This is a genomic window from Streptomyces sp. Edi4 (assembly GCF_040253615.1).
Classification (GTDB): domain Bacteria; phylum Actinomycetota; class Actinomycetes; order Streptomycetales; family Streptomycetaceae; genus Streptomyces.
Window position 1 is genome coordinate 2,094,774 of record NZ_JBEJGY010000004.1, and the last position, 15,818, is coordinate 2,110,591.

The following is a 15,818-nucleotide window of genomic DNA, read 5'->3' on the forward strand; positions in this document are numbered from 1 at the left end:
GGTCCGGTTACTGGATCAGGTAGATCGTGGCGAAGAGGCCGATCCACACGACATCGACGAAGTGCCAGTAATAGGACACGACGATGGCCGCGGTCGCCTGTTCATGGGTGAACCTCTTCGCCGCGTACGTCCTGCCAAGAACCAGCAGGAAGGCGATCAGGCCGCCTGTCACATGCAGTCCGTGGAAGCCCGTGGTCAGGTAGAACACCGAACCGTACGGATCCGAGGACAGCGAGAGGCCGTCCTTCTTCACCAGGTCGGTGTACTCGAAGACCTGGCCACCGATGAAGATCGCACCCATCACGAACGTGATGGTGAACCAGGTGCGGAGCTTCTTCACGTCGCCCCGCTCGGCGGCGAAGACGCCGAGCTGGCAGGTGAGGGAGGAGAGCACCAGGATCGTGGTGTTGGTCGCCGAGAACGGAATGTTCAGGGACGAGGCCATCTCTGACCAATGCGCGGCACCCGTTACCGATCGCAGAGTGAAGTACATCGCGAAGAGGGCCGCGAAGAACATCAGCTCGGAACTCAACCAGATGATGGTTCCGACGCTGGTGAGGTTCGGCCGATTGACCGACGGGTGCGCGTGCCCGGTTTCTACTGTCGTTGCTGTCGCCACGACCGACATTATGTCGGTCGCTTATCCCGCCCTCACTCCGGGGGGTGCCGTTCGGTGTGTCAGCGGCGTATGCAGGGCCCGAACGGCCCATCGAAGGGCTGCTCGAACCGGTGTTGACGGGCTGTTGGACGGAGTAGCATCCGCGCATCGGTTCATGAGCCAACGCCGGCGACGCCGCCGGACCTTCGGAGGATCCATGCAGTCGAGCGCCACCGTTCTGGTCTACAGCGACGACGCGAACACCCGCGCGCAGGTGCGGCTCGCGGCCGGGCGCAGGCCCGCCTCCGACGTGCCGCCCGTGGAGTTCCTTGAGTGCGCGACGCTGCCGGCGGTCCTCAAGGAGCTGGACCGCGGCGGTGTGGACGTGTGCGTCCTGGACGGCGAGGCGGTCCCCGCGGGCGGTATGGGCGTGTGCCGCCAGCTCAAGGACGAGATCTTCCGGTGCCCGCCGGTGCTGCTCCTGATCGGCCGCCCGCAGGACGCCTGGCTGGCCACGTGGAGCCGCGCGGACGCCGCGGTGACGCTGCCCGTCGAGCCGGTCGAGTTCGCGGACGCCCTGGCCTCGCTGCTGCGCGGGCGCCTCGCCGTGGGTGCCTGAGCTCACACTCCCGGCCGCAGCCGGGCGGAGTTCGCCTTGCTCTGCCCGGCCTTGAGGTCGGCCGTCAGGACGCTGCCCTCGCGCCACTTGTCCCACGACACGTTCCAGTCGCCGAACCCGTTGTCGAACGGCGTCATCTCCTCGCCGATGCTGTTGACGACGGTGACGATGTCGCCCTCGTTGATGTTCTCGAAGAACCACGCGGCGTTGCCGGTGCTCATGCCGGTGCAGCCGTGGCTGACGTTCTCGGCGCCCTGCGAGCCCACCGACCAGGGCGCGGCGTGCACGTACTCGCCGCTCCAAGTGACCCGGGTCGCGTAGTACACCGGCAGGTCGTAGGCGTCCGAGCTGCCGGCCGAGATGCCGACGGTCGTCCCGCGCATACGTACGAAGTACTGCTTGCCCAGGACCACCTTGACGCCGTTGCGGGTGGCGAATCCGGGCTTGCCGGTGGTGACCGGAATGGTATTGATCACTTCTCCGTTCCGCTTGACCGTCATGGTGTGCCCCGCGGCGTCCGTGATGGCCTCGATACGGTCGCCCGTGGTGATCGTCAGGGGCTTGGCGGGACCGCCGTACAGCTTGTCGGCGATCTTCACGCCCTCCAGGTTGGAGTGCACGCGGATGGTGGCGTGGGTGGGCCAGTACTCCTTGGGCCGGTAGTGCAGCACCTTGTCGCCCACCCAGTACCAGGCGCCCTCCACCCTCGGCGTCGACTCGACCTTCAGGGCCCGCTCCACGATCGCGCGGGCCGCCTTGTCCTTGACCGGTTTGCTCAGCTGCGCGGTGATGGGCTGCCCGACGCCGTACTTGCCCGCGTCCGGGCCGAATTCGACCTCCACGGCGTCCTTGGCCGCCTCCGTGTCGAACGACAGCGTGCGCAGCCCCGGAGAGCCGTCCTCGTTCTCCGTGGAGACCTTCACGGTGTAGTGCGCGCCGGCCACCAAGGGGGCGGTGGAGTGCCAGCGGGTGCCGTCGGCGGTCAGCTCGCCCGCCAGGTAGCGCCCGTTGCCGTCGACGGCCGTGACGTCCGTGATGCGATCGCTCTTGGCTTTGGCGGTGATCTCGATGGGCTTGTCGGGATCGGCCTTGTGGCTGCCGTCCGGGCCGTTGTACGCGATCTGTCCGGCCGCGTCGTACGGCTTGGCGGAGAGCGGGTTGCCGGTGGATCCGCCACACCCCGTGGCCCCCACACCGAGGGACAGGACCAGGAGGGTGCAGCTCACTACGGTGGGGATGCGCGGTGCGTGGCTCATGACCACACGGTATGAAGATTCATCAGATCCGGCGCGCCGGACGACTGCAAACGAGGGGCCCCCGTCTCGTGGTGAGACGGGGGCCCCTCGGGTGCGGCGCGTGCCAAGGACCTACTGGTTCTGGTTCTCGCCGCGGTAGTACTCGAACACCCAGCCGTACAGGCCGACCAGGATCAGCGGAGCCGAGAAGTACAGCAGCCACCAGCCCATGGCGATCGCGAGGAAGGCCAGGGCGCCGCCGATGCCGAGCGCGAGCGGCTGCCAGGAGTGCGGCGAGAAGAAGCCGACCTCACCGGCGTCGTCCGCGACGTCGGCCTCCTTGTCGTCCTGGGCGCCCACGTCGACCCGCCGGGCCGTGAAGACCAGGTAGAAGCCGATCATGACGCTCAGGCCGAAGGCCATGAAGAGCGCGGTGGTTCCGGCCGCCTCCTTCGACCACACGCCATACACGATGGCCATGATCAGGACGAAGGCGGACAGCCACAGGAACATCTTGCCCTGGATCTTCACTTCCCGGCCTCCTTGCCACCGGTGAGCATGTTGTCACCGTGGACGTCGCCGTGGTTCTCGAGCTGGTCGAGAGCCGCGATCTCCGGGTGGTGAAGGTCGAACGCCGGCGATTCGGAGCGAATGCGCGGCATGGTGAGGAAGTTGTGCCGCGGCGGCGGGCACGACGTCGCCCATTCGAGCGAACGGCCGTAGCCCCACGGGTCGTCGACCTCGATCTTCTTGCCGTACTTGGCGGTCTTCCAGACGTTGTAGAGGAACGGCAGGATCGACAGACCGAGCAGGAAGGAGGAGATCGTCGAGATCGTGTTCAGCGCGGTGAAGCCGTCGGCCGCGAGGTAGTCCGCGTAACGACGCGGCATGCCCTCGACACCCAGCCAGTGCTGCACCAGGAACGTGCCGTGGAAGCCCACGAACAGCGTCCAGAAGGTGATCTTGCCAAGGCGCTCGTCCAGCATCTTTCCGGTGAACTTCGGCCACCAGAAGTGGAATCCGGAGAACATCGCGAAGACCACGGTGCCGAAGATGACGTAGTGGAAGTGCGCGACGACGAAGTACGAGTCGGAAACGTGGAAGTCCATCGGCGGCGAGGCCAGGATGACGCCGGTCAGACCACCGAAGGTGAAGGTGATCAGGAAGCCGACGGCCCACAGCATGGGCGTCTCGAAGGACAGTGAGCCCTTCCACATCGTGCCGATCCAGTTGAAGAACTTCACGCCCGTCGGCACGGCGATGAGGAACGTCATGAAGGAGAAGAACGGCAGGAGCACGCCACCGGTGACGTACATGTGGTGCGCCCACACGGTCACGGACAGACCCGCGATCGCGATGGTGGCGCCGATCAGACCGCTGTAGCCGAACATCGGCTTTCGGCTGAACACCGGGATCACTTCGGAAATGATTCCGAAGAATGGCAACGCGATGATGTACACCTCTGGATGGCCGAAGAACCAGAAGAGGTGTTGCCACAGCAACGCGCCGCCATTACTGGCGTCGAAGACATGCGCACCGAACTTGCGGTCCGCCTCCAGGGCGAACAGCGCGGCCGCGAGGACCGGGAAGGCCAGCAGGACCAGCACACCGGTCAGCAGGACGTTCCACACGAAGATCGGCATACGGAACATCGTCATGCCGGGAGCGCGCATGCAGATGATCGTGGTGATGAAGTTGACCGAACCGAGGATCGTGCCGAAGCCGGAGAAGGCCAGACCCATGATCCACATGTCGGCGCCGACGCCCGGCGAGCGGACCGCGTCCGACAGCGGGCTGTAGGCGAACCAGCCGAAGTCGGCCGCGCCCTGCGGGGTGAGGAAGCCACCGACCGCGATGGTCGAGCCGAACAGGTAGAGCCAGTAGGCGAACATGTTCAGCCGCGGGAACGCCACGTCGGGCGCGCCGATCTGAAGCGGCATGATCCAGTTCGCGAATCCGGCGAACAGTGGCGTCGCGAACATCAGCAGCATGATCGTGCCGTGCATCGTGAACGCCTGGTTGAACTGCTCGTTCGACATGATCTGCGTGCCGGGACGGGCGAGTTCGGCGCGCATGAAGAGCGCCATGATGCCGCCGATGCAGAAGAACGCGAACGACGTGACCAGGTACATCGTGCCGATCGTCTTGTGATCAGTGGTGGTCAGCCACTTGATGACGACGTTTCCCGGCTGCTTGCGCCGGACCGGCAGCTCGTTCTCGTACGAGTCGTCTGCTGCCGCGGCACCCTGAGATTCGTTGAGGATGCTCACAGTTTGTTCGTCTCCGCGTTCTTGGCGGGATCGGTCTGGGCGATGCCCGCCGGCACGTAACCGGACTGGCCCTTCGCCGCCAGCTCCTTGAGGTGCTGCTGGTAGCGCTCCGGGGAGACGACCTTCACGTTGAAGAGCATGCGCGAGTGGTCGACGCCGCAGAGTTCGGCGCACTTGCCCAGGAAGGTGCCTTCCTGGTTCGGCGTGACCTCGAACGAGTTGGTGTGCCCAGGAACGACGTCCTGCTTCATCAGGAAGGGCACGATCCAGAAGGAGTGGATGACGTCGCGCGAGGTCAGCACGAAGCGGACCTTCTCGCCCTTGGGCAGCCACAGGGTCGGGCCCGGGTTTCCGGTCTGCGGGTTACGGGTGCCGGGGATGCCGACGTCGTAGACACCGCCCGCGTTCGCGGGGAAGTCCTTCTTGAACCGGTCCGGAATCGCTTCCAGGTTCTTGTCCGTCTTGGCGTCGCCCTTCACACCGGGCACGTCCTCGACGTAGTTGAAGCCCCAGCTCCACTGGTAGCCGACCACGTTGACCGTGTGAGCGGGCTTCGGGGACAGGGCCAGGAGCTTCGATTCGTCGCGTGCCGTGAAGTAGAACAGCACGGAGACGATGATGAGCGGAACCACGGTGTACAGCGCCTCGATGGGCATGTTGTACCGGGTCTGCGGGGGTACCTCGACCTTGGTGCGGCTACGCCGGTGGAAGATGACGCTCCACAGGATCAGGCCCCAGACCAGCACGCCCGTGGCGAGCGCAGCCGCCCACGAGCCCTGCCAGAGGGACAGGATCCTGGGAGCCTCGTCCGTCACCGGAGTGGGCATACCAAGCCGAGGGAAGTCTTTCCAGTTGTACGAGCAACCGGATGCTGTCGCCAGGACCAGGCCCGCAGTCAGCACCTGCGGCAGCTTCCGCCGCATCGGGCGCCTCGACGTGGGGGAACCACCCGCGCCTTCCAGGCAGCGGGGGAGGTCGGAGCCGTTGGGACTCACGTAGCGCCTTCCCGAGAGTCTCGCCCGCGGTGGTCGGCTACGGCCGTCTCGCTGGTCGGTCGCCGCCCTGGCACACGGGCAGGGGTTTGGATGTTTATGCGGAGCAAACCCTACTGGACGCTATTTGGGGTCGCGCGGGGAGGGTGCCCAACGCGCCGTCCGAGTCCCCGAAGGGGTGGAGCCCCGGCGGAATCCCGGCCTCCGGCCGCCATCTGACGGGCCCTCGCCCCGGCCACCGGCGCCCGCCCGGCCGACCGGGGTTAGCGTGGCGCCGTGCCCTACTTCGACGCGGCCTCCTCGGCCCCCCTGCACCCCGTCGCCCACCAGGCCCTGCAAGCCTCCCTGGACGAGGGGTGGGCCGATCCGGCCCGGCTCTACCGGGAGGGACGGCGCGCCCGGCTGCTCCTGGACGCGGCGCGCGAGGCCGCCGCCGAGGCCGTCGGCTGCCGCCCCGACGAGCTCAGCTTCACCGGTTCGGGGACCCAGGCGGTGCACGCGGGAATTTACGGATCCTTGTCCGGGCGTCGGCGTGTCGGGCGGCACCTGGTGGTGTCCGCGGTCGAACACTCCTCGGTGCTCCATTCGGCCGCCTCCCACGCGTCGGACGGCGGCACGGTCACCGAGGTCGCGGTGGACCGTACGGGCCGGGTCTCCCCCGACGCGTACGCCGCGGCCCTGCGCCCCGGCACCGCGCTCGCCTGTCTCCAGTCCGCCAACCACGAGGTGGGCACGGTCCAGCCGGTCGCCGAGGTGGCCGAGGTGTGCCGGGCGGCGGGGGTGCCGCTCCTGGTGGACGCGGCGCAATCGCTGGGGTGGGGACCGGTCGGGGGCGGCTGGTCCGTCCTGGCGGCGAGTGCCCACAAATGGGGCGGTCCGGCAGGAGTCGGACTGCTCGCGGTGCGCAAGGGCGTACGGTTCGCGCCCCAAGGCCCGGCCGATGAGCGGGAGTCGGGACGCGCGCCGGGCTTCGAGAACATTCCGGCCGTCGTCGCGGCGGCGGCCTCGCTGCGGGCGGTGCGGGCCGACGCGCAGGCCGAGGCGGCGCGCCTGCGGGTCCTGGTGGACCGGATCAGGGGCCGGGTCGCGGAGCTCGTGCCGGATGTGGAAGTGGTGGGCGATCCCGTGCGACGGCTGCCGCACCTGGTCACCTTCTCCTGTCTCTATGTCGACGGAGAGACGCTGCTGCACGAGCTCGACCGGGCGGATTTCTCCGTTTCCTCCGGTTCGTCCTGCACAAGTAGCACCCTGACGCCCAGCCATGTGCTGCGCGCGATGGGCGTCCTGAGCGAGGGCAATGTGCGGGTGTCCCTGCCGCTGGGCACCGCCGAGGGGGACGTCGAGCGGTTCCTCGACGTGCTGCCCTCGGTGGTCGCATCGGTGCGGACGAAACTGGGGGCGCCGGCCGCCGCCCCCGGGGCCGCCGGCGCCGAGTCGGAGGTCACGGTGGACTCGATCGGCCGGCTCTGTCCCGTTCCGGTCATCGAACTGGCGAAGGCCATCGGCCAGGTGCCCGTCGGCGGCACGGTGACCGTGCTCGCCGACGACGAGGCGGCCCGTCTGGACATCCCGGCGTGGTGCGAGATGCGCGGTCAGGAGTACCTGGGCGAGCACCCGGCGGCGGCCGGGACCGCCTACCGGGTGCGCCGGGTCGGCTGACCGCCGCCGCCCGGCCTACTTGAGGTGGGTGCGCACCTCGGCGGCGGCCTCCTCGCCGTACGCCTTGGTGAAGCGGTCCATGAAGTCGGCCCGGCGCATCGTGTACTCCTGGGTGCCCAGGGTCTCGATGACCAGCGTGGCCAGCATGCAGCCGACCTGGGCCGCGCGCTCGTGCCCCACGCCCCAGGACAGACCGGTCAAGAAGCCCGCGCGGAACGCGTCGCCCACGCCCGTCGGGTCGACCTTGGCCTCCTCCTCCGGTACGCCGACGACGATGGGCTCGGCGCCGGTCCGCTCGACGCGCACCCCGCGTGAGCCGAGGGTGGTGACGCGGTAGTCGACCTTGGCCAGGATCTCCTCGTCGCTCCAGCCGGTCTTGGACTCGATGAGCCCCTTCTCGTACTCGTTGGAGAAGAGGTACGTCGCGCCCTCGAGCAGGGTGCGGATGTCGGCGCCGGACATGCGGGCGATCTGCTGCGAGAAGTCGGCCGCGAAGGGGATGCTCCGCGCCTTGCACTCCTCGGTGTGGCGCAGCATCGCCTCGGGGTCGTCGGCGCCGATCAGGACCAGGTCGAGCCCGCCCACGCGGTCGGCGACCGCCTTCAGCTCGATCTGGCGGGCCTCGCTCATCGCGCCCGTGTAGAAGGAGCCGATCTGGTTGTGGTCGGCGTCGGTGGTGCACACGAAGCGGGCGGTGTGCAGGACCTCGGAGATCCGCACCGAGCCGGTGTCCACGCCGTGCCGGTCGAGCCAGGCGCGGTACTCGTCGAAGTCGGAGCCCGCGGCGCCGACCAGGATCGGCCGGCCGCCGAGCTGGCCCATGCCGAAGCAGATGTTGGGGCCGACGCCGCCGCGCCGTACGTCGAGGTTGTCGACCAGGAAGGAGAGGGAGACCGTGTGCAGCTGGTCGGCGACCAGCTGGTCGGCGAATCGGCCGGGGAAGGTCATGAGGTGGTCGGTGGCGATGGAGCCGGTGACTGCGATACGCACGACGGGGGCGCTCCTGATGAGAATGCGAGGGGCGGGCGTTGACAGCTCACGCTACCGGGTCGCCCCCGCCGGGCCGACCGGCGGAAACTACCCAATAGTAGGTCTTTCTGCGCAGACGCTGTGCTGCGTACGGTGCGGACATGGAAACCAAGCTGAACGGCGGACGGGCGGCGGCGACGGACCGGGGTCTTGAGGGGTTGCGCGGGGATTGCGCGCGGATGGCTCCGCACTGGGTGGTGCCGGCCATGACCGCGCCTGAGCCGGTGCCGCCGTCCCGCATCCACGGTGTGACCATTCCGTCCTCCTCGGTACGTCTGATCGCGGACATGTCCGAATACGGGGACTGAAACGGCCTGATCGCGCGGGGTGCGGCGCGCGGAGGGAACCGTGCGCTCCCCCGCTCCGTCCAATCGCCGTCCCCCGCCAAGGGGACGCGGGATACGACTGGACAGGAGCGATCTGGTGAGCAGCGAGCACACGCAGGACGAGCCCCGGCAGCGGCGTTCTCGGCGGTCCGCCTTGGTCCTCGCCGCGGCCGCCGTGGCCGTACTGGCCGTGGGCGGCGGCGGGGCGTACTGGGCCACGACGGCGTCCTCGGGCGGTGGCACCGCGCCCGGCAAGGACGGCGCTCCGCCCCCGCTCGCACTCGACAACGCGCCCGAGGGGGGCGCGGCGGGGGGCGACGGCGGGAGCGGCGCGCGGGGCAGCGGCGGCGGCAACGGCATCGCGCCCGGCGAGCCCGACCCCAACGGGGTGGTCTACCGGGCGTCGGTGAAGCTGCCCGGCGGGCCCGGCGAGGCATCCGTCTACCAGCCACGCGGTGCGGTGAGCGAGGCCGATGTGCACCGCCTGGCGCGGGCGCTCGGCGTGGACGGGGCGGCGCGTCTTGAGAGCGGCACCTGGAAGGTGGGCGCGACGAAGGACGGCTCGGGGCCGACGCTGACGGTCACTCAGAAGGCACCGGGCACCTGGTCGTTCGCGCGGTTCGGCAGCGGCGGCACGGACAACTGCCCCAAGGGGAAGATGTGTCCGATGCACACCACGGGTGCGGACGGCGGTGGCACCGGTGGCGCCGCGAGCGGCGGCGCTCCGAGCGGGGGCGCTCCGGTCAGCGAGCAGGCGGCGAAGGCGGCCGCCGCCCCGGTCCTCAAGGCGCTCGGCCAGGACGACGCCAAGCTGGACGCCAGGGAAATCCTCGCCTCGGCCCGGGTGGTGAACGCCGATCCGGTGATCGGCGGGCTTCCCACGTACGGCTGGACGACCGGCATTCAGGTCGGCTCGGACGGTCAAGTGGTCGGCGGCAGCGGGCAGTTGAAGGCTCTCGACAAGGGCGCCACCTATCCGGTGATGGGTGCGGACCAGACGCTGGCCCAGCTCAACAGCCATGGCGCCGGGCGGCCGAGGGCCAAGGAGTGCGCGGCCCCGGTGCCGCTGGACGGGCAGCCCACGAAGGGGCGGCTGCCGAGCGATCCGCAGGGCAACATCAAGCAGCCCTGCGACCAGCCGCCGCCCACGCCCTCGACCGTGACGGTCGACGGCGCGGTCTTCGGTCTGGCCGCGCAGTCCGTGGGCGGCACGCCGAGTCTCGTACCGTCCTGGCTGTTCCAGGTGAAGCCGGACGCGGGGCAGCCGTTCACGATCACGGCTCCTGCGGTGGCCCCGCCGTACATCACCAAGCCCCCGTCGCCGTCCACCGGCGCCCCCGTGCCGGCGCCGTCCGGCTCCGCCACGGCGCCGGGCGCCCATGGCCAGTTGGAGTCCTATGCGCTCGCGCCGGACGGACGGACCCTGGACGTGACGTTCTGGGGCGGGGTGTGCGACACGTACACGGCGAGCGCCGATGAGGCGGGCGACGGGGTACGCGTCAAGGTGACCGGGCAGCTCAAGGACCCGAAGAAGATGTGCGTCGCCCTGGCCAAGCAGCAGACCCTGTCGGTGCAGCTGCACGAGGCGCTGGGAGCGAGGAAGGTGACCGACGCGGACACGGGCAAGGAGCTGCCGAAGAGGTAGGCGAGCGGCGTGCGGGCTTCCGCGCCCGGGCACGACGAAGGCGGGTGCCCCCGTGAACCGGGGGCACCCGCCTTTTCGCCGGCGTCAGGCTCAGCTGAAGGAGTCGCCGCAGGCGCAGGAACCCGTCGCGTTCGGGTTGTCGATGGTGAAGCCCTGCTTCTCGATGGTGTCGACGAAGTCGATCGAGGCGCCGCCCAGGTACGGGGCGCTCATGCGGTCGGTGACGACCTTGACGCCGTCGAAGTCCTTCACGACGTCACCGTCGAGCGAGCGCTCGTCGAAGAACAGCTGGTAACGCAGGCCGGAGCAGCCACCCGGCTGAACGGCGACGCGCAGCGCCAGGTCGTCCCGGCCCTCCTGCTCAAGGAGGCCCTTGACCTTGGCGGCGGCGGCGTCGGACAGGAGGATGCCGTCGCTCACGGTGGTGGTCTCGTCCGATACGGACATCTGCTTCTCTCCCGGGTTGTACGGAGACTGCTTGCCGACGGTTGCAACCGGCGGGGCCCCGGATTCATTCCGGGCGCTTCGGGTTCTTCCCTTTCATGCTCGCACACAAGGAGGCAGGCGGGAAAAGGCCTGTGGACAACCGCGTACCGGACCGGACACCTCAGGGGCGAGGGGGACGGAGCCGGGTGCGTCACATCGACACTATGGCCATCGTCAAAGTGACGTGAAGCGGTTATGATAGATAGCGTCATTTAGACGAAAACCCTTGGGTGCAAGCACCCCGGGGCCACTGGAGCGGCACCGCCGCACGCTTGAGGAAAAGAAAGGGTGCGTGACGTGACCACCGCCCAGCCCCGTCAGGACCTCGCCGGCCGCGTCGATCTCGACGTGCGTCCGACGCCCCTCGCCCTGCTCCTGCTCGGCCGCGAGGCCGACCCCAAGAGCGAGCGCGGTGTGGAATGTCCCGGCGACCTTCCCTCTCCCTCCGACCCGGACCTGGTCGAGCGCGCCCGCGCGGCCAAGGCCAGGCTCGGGGACAAGGTCTTCATCCTCGGGCACCACTACCAGCGCGACGAGGTCATCGAGTTCGCCGATGTGACGGGCGACTCCTTCAAGCTGGCCAGGGACGCGGCCGCCAGGCCCGAGGCGGAGTACATCGTGTTCTGCGGCGTGCACTTCATGGCCGAGTCCGCCGACATCCTGACCGGTGACGACCAGAAGGTGGTCCTGCCGGACCTCGCCGCCGGCTGCTCGATGGCCGACATGGCCACCGCCGAGCAGGTCGCCGAGTGCTGGGACGTGCTGACCGAGGCCGGGGTGGCCGACCAGGTCGTGCCCGTCTCCTACATGAACTCCTCGGCCGACATCAAGGCGTTCACCGGCAAGCACGGCGGCACCATCTGCACCTCCTCCAACGCCGAGCGGGCGCTGAACTGGGCCTTCGAGCAGGGGGAGCCCGGTTCGACCAAGGTGCTGTTCCTGCCGGACCAGCACCTGGGCCGCAACACCGCCGTACGCGACCTCGGCATGTCCCTCGACGACTGCGTGCTCTACAACCCGCACAAGCCGAACGGCGGCCTCACCGTCGAGCAGCTGCGGAACGCGAAGATGATCCTGTGGCGCGGCCACTGCTCGGTGCACGGCCGCTTCTCGCTCGACTCCGTCAACGACGTCCGCGAGCGCATCCCGGGCGTGAACGTCCTGGTGCACCCCGAGTGCAAGCACGAGGTGGTCGCCGCGGCGGACTACGTCGGCTCGACGGAGTACATCATCAAGGCCCTGGAGGCCGCCCCGCGCGGCTCGAAGTGGGCGATCGGCACCGAGCTCAACCTGGTGCGGCGCCTGGCCAACCGGTTCGCCGCCGAGGACAAGGAGATCGTCTTCCTCGACAAGACGGTCTGCTTCTGCTCGACCATGAACCGCATCGACCTGCCCCACCTCGTGTGGACCCTGGAATCGCTCGCCGAGGGCAAGCTGATCAACCAGATCCAGGTGGACCGGGAGACCGAGAGCTTCGCGAAGCTGGCCCTTGAGCGGATGCTGGCCCTGCCGTAGCCCCGCCCGCGCGAGCCGGCGAAGGCCCGCGCGACCCGGCGAAGGCCGCCTCCCTCTGCGGGGGGCGGCCTTCGCCGTACCGGCCCGAGGCCAGTCGGCCCGAGATCAGCCGGCCCGAGATCAGCCGGACCGAGGCCAGTCGGCCCGAGATCAGCCGGACCGAGATCAGCCGGACCGAGGCCAGTCGGCCCGAGATCGGTCGGCCCGAGATCAGCCGGACCGAGGTCAGTCGGCCCTCGGGCGCACCAGGCCCGACTCGTACGCGATGACCACCAGCTGGGCGCGGTCGCGGGCACCCAGTTTCGCCATCGCCCGGTTCACATGGGTTTTCACGGTGAGGGGGCTGACGGCAAGGCGCTCGGCGATCTCGTCGTTGGAGTGGCCGCCCGCCACCTGGACCAGCACCTCGCGTTCGCGCACCGTGAGGGCGGCGAGCCGTTCGCCGTGCCGGCCCGCGTCCTCCTGGCCCGCCTCCCAACTGCCGCCCTGCGCGAGGAACGTGGTGATCAGGCCCTTGGTCGCGGCCGGGGACAGCAGGGCCTCGCCTGCCGCGGCGACCCGGATCGCGCCGAGCAGTTCCTCGGGCTCGGCGCCCTTGCCGAGGAAGCCGGACGCGCCGGCCCGCAGGGAGCGCACCACGTACTCGTCGACCTCGAAGGTCGTCAGCATCACCACATGGACGCCGGAGAGCGCCGGGTCGGCGGTGATGGCACGGGTGGCGGCGAGACCGTCGGTGCCGGGCATCCGGATGTCCATCAGGACCACGTCCGGCAGCGTCGCGCGCACCACGTCGACGACCTCCGCGCCGTCGGCCGCCTCGCCCACCACCTCCATGTCCGGCTCGGAGTCGACCAGGACACGGAACGCCGAGCGCAGCAACGCCTGGTCGTCGGCGAGTACCACCCGGATGGTCATGGTGTGCCTTCCCCCGTGGCCCCGCCCGCCGGCGCCGTGACCGGCAGTATCGCCTGGACGCGGAAGCCGCCGCCGTAGCGGGGACCGGCCGTGCAGCGGCCGCCCAGAGCCGTGACGCGCTCGCGCATGCCGAGCAGTCCGTGGCCGCCGCCGTCGCCCGCCGCGCCCGCGCCGCTGCCGTCGTCGATGACGGTGATCTCGGTGTCCGGCCCCACGCGCACGATGCTCACCTCGGCCTTGGCGCCGGGGCCCGCGTGTTTGCGCACATTGGTCAGGGCCTCCTGGATCACCCGGTACGCGGCGAGGTCGACGGCGGCCGGCAGCGGGGCGCGGTCGGTGCGGGCCAGCTCGACCGCGAGTCCGGCGCGACGGAACCCGGCCAGCAGATCGTCCAGGACGGCGAGGCCGGGGGCGGGTTCGGTGGGGGCCGCCGGGTCGCCGGACTGGCGCAGCAGGCCGACGGTGGAGCGCAGTTCGTCCAGCGCCGAGCGGCTGGCCTCGCGCACATGGGCTAGCGCTTCCTTGGCCTGGTCGGGCCGCTTGTCCATGACGTGGGCCGCGACGCCCGCCTGGACGTTGACCAGCGCGATGTGGTGGGCGACCACGTCGTGCAGGTCGCGGGCGATGCGCAGCCGCTCCTCTGCGACCCGGCGCCTTGCCTCCTCCTCGCGCCCGTGCTCGGCCCGCTCGGCGCGCTCGCGGATCGCGTCGACGAAGGCGCGCCGGCTGCGCACGGCGTCTCCGGCGGCCGCGGCCATGCCGGTCCAGGCGAAGATCCCGAGGTGTTCCTGGGAGTACCAGGGCGGGGTGCCGAGCAGCATGGCGGTGCCGGTGAGCACGGCGATGGTGAGCACGCCGACGCGGTAGGTGGTGGGGCGGTCGGTGTGGGCGGCGACCGTGTAGAGCGCGACGACCGCGCTCATCGCGACGGGGGCGGGCGGGGCGCCGAGTGCGAGCTCGACCATGGTGAGCGCACTGGTGCAGGCGAGCACGACCACGGGCCTGCGCCGCCTCGGTACGAGGACGAGGGCGGCCAGCGCCATCAGAACGAGTGAACGCGCGCCGGGTGTCCGGGTGCCGAAGGTCGGCCCGGCGGGCCCGTGCGGGTCGGCGAACGACCCGATGACCATGGAGATCAGCACGCCGATGGCGAGGGCCGCGTCCAGGACCAGCGGGTGCGCCCTGAGCCAGGGCCGGGCCCGGTCGATGAGGGTCACGGCCACCTACCGTAAGGGGCCCGGCAGGCCGCACGGGACGCGGGAGCCGCCCCGGCCGCGACGCCTCTCCCCGGCCCCCTGAGGGGGGCGTCGGGGTCAGCCCGGGATCAGGCCGTCGTCGCTGAGCATGTCCCTGACCTCGTCCAGGCTCGCGTCGGGGCTCGGGAGGATCAGCTCGGACGGTTCGAGGGCGTCGTCGGGAAGGGGCTCGCCCAGGCTGCGCACCGCGTCCAGGAGCGCGCCGAGGGTGCGGCGGAAACCGTCCTCGTCACCGGCCTCCATCTCTGCGAGGAGGTCGTTGTCGAGCTTGTTGAGCTCGGTGAAGTGGCCGTCCGCCAGCTTCACCTGCCCCTCCCCCATGATCCGGACGATCATGAACGTCTCCTGCCGTTCGTCACTGCTTGTCGAAGCGCGGGCTCTGCTGCGGGGTGCTGCCGCCGGGGTTGCCGGCCTTGTCGGACGTGGTGCCGCCCTCGATGGCCTGCTTGCCGGCGGACCCACCGCCCATCAGCTCGGCCTTCATCCGCTGCAACTCCAGCTCTACATCCGTACCACCGGAGAGCCGGTCCAGCTCGGTCTGGATGTCGTCCTTGGCCAGGCCCGACTGGTCGTCCAGCGCGCCGGAGGCAAGCAGTTCGTCGATCGCGCCGGCCCGCGCCTGGAGCTGCGCGGTCTTGTCCTCGGCCCGCTGGATGGCCATGCCGACGTCGCTCATCTCCTCGGAGATGCCCGAGAAGGACTCGGCGATCCGGGTCTGCGCCTGGGCCGCCGTGTAGGTCGCCTTGATCGTCTCCTTCTTGGTGCGGAAGGCGTCGACCTTGGCCTGAAGGCGCTGGGCCGCCAGGGTGAGCTTTTCCTCCTCGCCCTGCAACGTCTGGTGCTGCGTCTCCAGGTCGGTGACCTGCTGCTGAAGCGAGGCGCGACGGGACAGGGCCTCGCGGGCCAGGTCCTCACGGCCCAGGGACAGCGCCTTGCGGCCCTGGTCCTCCAGCTTGGAGGACTGGCTCTGGAGCTGGTTGAGCTGCAACTCAAGACGCTTGCGGGAGGTCGCGACGTCCGCGACGCCGCGGCGCACCTTCTGCAACAGCTCCAGTTGCTTCTGATACGAGTAATCGAGGGTCTCGCGAGGGTCCTCGGCCCGGTCAAGGGCCTTGTTCGCCTTCGCGCGGAAGATCATCCCCATACGCTTCATGACACCGCTCATGGGCTTCGCGCGCCCCCTTCTGACGGACTCCAGCTCCAGCTGCTGCAACAGAACCCACAGTACGGGCCCTGCATCCATTACCGCACTGTTGGGACGCCGATGCGCTCA

16 protein-coding genes are annotated in these 15,818 nt (G+C 69.7%); 5 read left to right on the plus strand and 11 right to left on the minus strand.

The window, feature by feature from the left end:
• Positions 1–7: 7 nt before the first annotated feature.
• On the minus strand, positions 8–628 hold the full coding sequence (ctaE, locus tag ABR738_RS11525; protein ID WP_350229876.1) for an aa3-type cytochrome oxidase subunit III: 621 nt from the start codon (positions 626–628) through the stop codon (positions 8–10).
• Positions 629–815: 187 nt separating this feature from the next.
• Here ctaE and ABR738_RS11530 point away from each other — a divergent pair, with 187 nt between their 5' ends.
• Entirely contained in the window at positions 816–1,217 is a 402-nt protein-coding gene (locus ABR738_RS11530) for a DNA-binding transcriptional response regulator (RefSeq protein WP_350229877.1), read from the plus strand.
• A 2-nt stretch (positions 1,218–1,219) separates the two neighbouring features.
• On the opposite strand, the gene ABR738_RS11535 is transcribed toward ABR738_RS11530, so the two are convergent.
• The 4 genes from ABR738_RS11535 to ctaC form a co-directional block, all read right to left on the minus strand.
• Positions 1,220–2,473 (minus strand): L,D-transpeptidase, encoded by a 1,254-nt coding sequence (locus ABR738_RS11535; protein WP_350229878.1) that lies wholly within the window; start codon positions 2,471–2,473, stop codon positions 1,220–1,222.
• Between the two features lie 111 nt (positions 2,474–2,584).
• Complete coding sequence (locus ABR738_RS11540) at positions 2,585–2,983, minus strand: cytochrome c oxidase subunit 4 (protein WP_350229879.1); 399 nt, start codon at positions 2,981–2,983, stop codon at positions 2,585–2,587.
• Positions 2,980–4,722, minus strand: coding sequence for an aa3-type cytochrome oxidase subunit I (gene ctaD / locus ABR738_RS11545; RefSeq protein ID WP_328313356.1), 1,743 nt, complete (start codon positions 4,720–4,722; stop codon positions 2,980–2,982). The genes ABR738_RS11540 and ctaD overlap by 4 nt, the downstream gene beginning before the upstream one ends.
• The gene (gene ctaC, locus ABR738_RS11550) at positions 4,719–5,717 is read right to left on the minus strand and encodes an aa3-type cytochrome oxidase subunit II (RefSeq protein WP_469472071.1); all 999 of its coding nucleotides are present in this window, start codon (positions 5,715–5,717) and stop codon (positions 4,719–4,721) included. The genes ctaD and ctaC overlap by 4 nt, the downstream gene beginning before the upstream one ends.
• A gap of 273 nt (positions 5,718–5,990) precedes the next feature.
• On the opposite strand from ctaC, the gene ABR738_RS11555 reads away from it, so the two are divergent.
• Positions 5,991–7,373: a cysteine desulfurase/sulfurtransferase TusA family protein gene (locus ABR738_RS11555; protein ID WP_350229881.1), complete on the plus strand. Its 1,383-nt coding sequence runs from the start codon at positions 5,991–5,993 to the stop codon at positions 7,371–7,373.
• 15 nt (positions 7,374–7,388) lie between these two features.
• On the opposite strand, the gene ABR738_RS11560 is transcribed toward ABR738_RS11555, so the two are convergent.
• On the minus strand, positions 7,389–8,363 hold the full coding sequence (locus tag ABR738_RS11560; RefSeq protein WP_350229882.1) for a carbohydrate kinase family protein: 975 nt from the start codon (positions 8,361–8,363) through the stop codon (positions 7,389–7,391).
• 140 nt (positions 8,364–8,503) lie between these two features.
• Here ABR738_RS11560 and ABR738_RS11565 point away from each other — a divergent pair, with 140 nt between their 5' ends.
• Together ABR738_RS11565 and ABR738_RS11570 are read left to right on the plus strand one after the other, a co-directional pair.
• Entirely contained in the window at positions 8,504–8,710 is a 207-nt protein-coding gene (locus tag ABR738_RS11565) for a hypothetical protein (RefSeq protein WP_350229883.1), read from the plus strand.
• A 115-nt stretch (positions 8,711–8,825) separates the two neighbouring features.
• Positions 8,826–10,373, plus strand: a complete 1,548-nt coding sequence (locus tag ABR738_RS11570) for a hypothetical protein (protein WP_350229884.1) — start codon at positions 8,826–8,828, stop codon at positions 10,371–10,373.
• Positions 10,374–10,463: 90 nt separating this feature from the next.
• Here ABR738_RS11570 and ABR738_RS11575 read toward each other — a convergent pair whose 3' ends face one another.
• Positions 10,464–10,820 carry a HesB/IscA family protein gene (locus ABR738_RS11575; protein WP_030933606.1) on the minus strand — a complete coding sequence of 119 codons (357 nt, stop codon included), beginning with the start codon at positions 10,818–10,820 and terminating at the stop codon, positions 10,464–10,466.
• A gap of 327 nt (positions 10,821–11,147) precedes the next feature.
• Here ABR738_RS11575 and nadA point away from each other — a divergent pair, with 327 nt between their 5' ends.
• Positions 11,148–12,374, plus strand: a complete 1,227-nt coding sequence (gene nadA / locus ABR738_RS11580) for a quinolinate synthase NadA (protein WP_350229885.1) — start codon at positions 11,148–11,150, stop codon at positions 12,372–12,374.
• A gap of 225 nt (positions 12,375–12,599) precedes the next feature.
• Here nadA and ABR738_RS11585 read toward each other — a convergent pair whose 3' ends face one another.
• From ABR738_RS11585 to ABR738_RS11600, 4 genes are all read right to left on the minus strand, one after another.
• On the minus strand, positions 12,600–13,289 hold the full coding sequence (locus ABR738_RS11585; RefSeq protein WP_350229886.1) for a response regulator transcription factor: 690 nt from the start codon (positions 13,287–13,289) through the stop codon (positions 12,600–12,602).
• Positions 13,286–14,506 carry a sensor histidine kinase gene (locus tag ABR738_RS11590; RefSeq protein WP_350229887.1) on the minus strand — a complete coding sequence of 407 codons (1,221 nt, stop codon included), beginning with the start codon at positions 14,504–14,506 and terminating at the stop codon, positions 13,286–13,288. Before ABR738_RS11590 ends, ABR738_RS11585 begins: the two co-directional genes overlap by 4 nt.
• 96 nt (positions 14,507–14,602) lie before the next feature.
• Complete coding sequence (gene pspAA, locus ABR738_RS11595; RefSeq protein ID WP_350229888.1) at positions 14,603–14,881, minus strand: PspA-associated protein PspAA; 279 nt, start codon at positions 14,879–14,881, stop codon at positions 14,603–14,605.
• 19 nt (positions 14,882–14,900) lie between these two features.
• The gene (locus tag ABR738_RS11600; RefSeq protein WP_350229889.1) at positions 14,901–15,710 is read right to left on the minus strand and encodes a PspA/IM30 family protein; all 810 of its coding nucleotides are present in this window, start codon (positions 15,708–15,710) and stop codon (positions 14,901–14,903) included.
• Positions 15,711–15,818 lie beyond the last annotated feature (108 nt).

What these genes read in the sequence shown, in the direction of transcription:
- ABR738_RS11535 (WP_350229878.1), bottom strand. Translation starts at nt 2,473, where the DNA reads ATGAGCCACGCACCGCGCATCCCCACCGTAGTGAGCTGCACCCTCCTG.
- ctaE (WP_350229876.1), bottom strand. Translation starts at nt 628, where the DNA reads ATGTCGGTCGTGGCGACAGCAACGACAGTAGAAACCGGGCACGCGCAC.
- ABR738_RS11565 (WP_350229883.1), top strand. Translation starts at nt 8,504, where the DNA reads ATGGAAACCAAGCTGAACGGCGGACGGGCGGCGGCGACGGACCGGGGT.
- ABR738_RS11530 (WP_350229877.1), top strand. Translation starts at nt 816, where the DNA reads ATGCAGTCGAGCGCCACCGTTCTGGTCTACAGCGACGACGCGAACACC.
- ABR738_RS11585 (WP_350229886.1), bottom strand. Translation starts at nt 13,289, where the DNA reads ATGACCATCCGGGTGGTACTCGCCGACGACCAGGCGTTGCTGCGCTCG.
- pspAA (WP_350229888.1), bottom strand. Translation starts at nt 14,881, where the DNA reads ATGATCGTCCGGATCATGGGGGAGGGGCAGGTGAAGCTGGCGGACGGC.
- ABR738_RS11600 (WP_350229889.1), bottom strand. Translation starts at nt 15,710, where the DNA reads ATGAGCGGTGTCATGAAGCGTATGGGGATGATCTTCCGCGCGAAGGCG.
- ABR738_RS11575 (WP_030933606.1), bottom strand. Translation starts at nt 10,820, where the DNA reads ATGTCCGTATCGGACGAGACCACCACCGTGAGCGACGGCATCCTCCTG.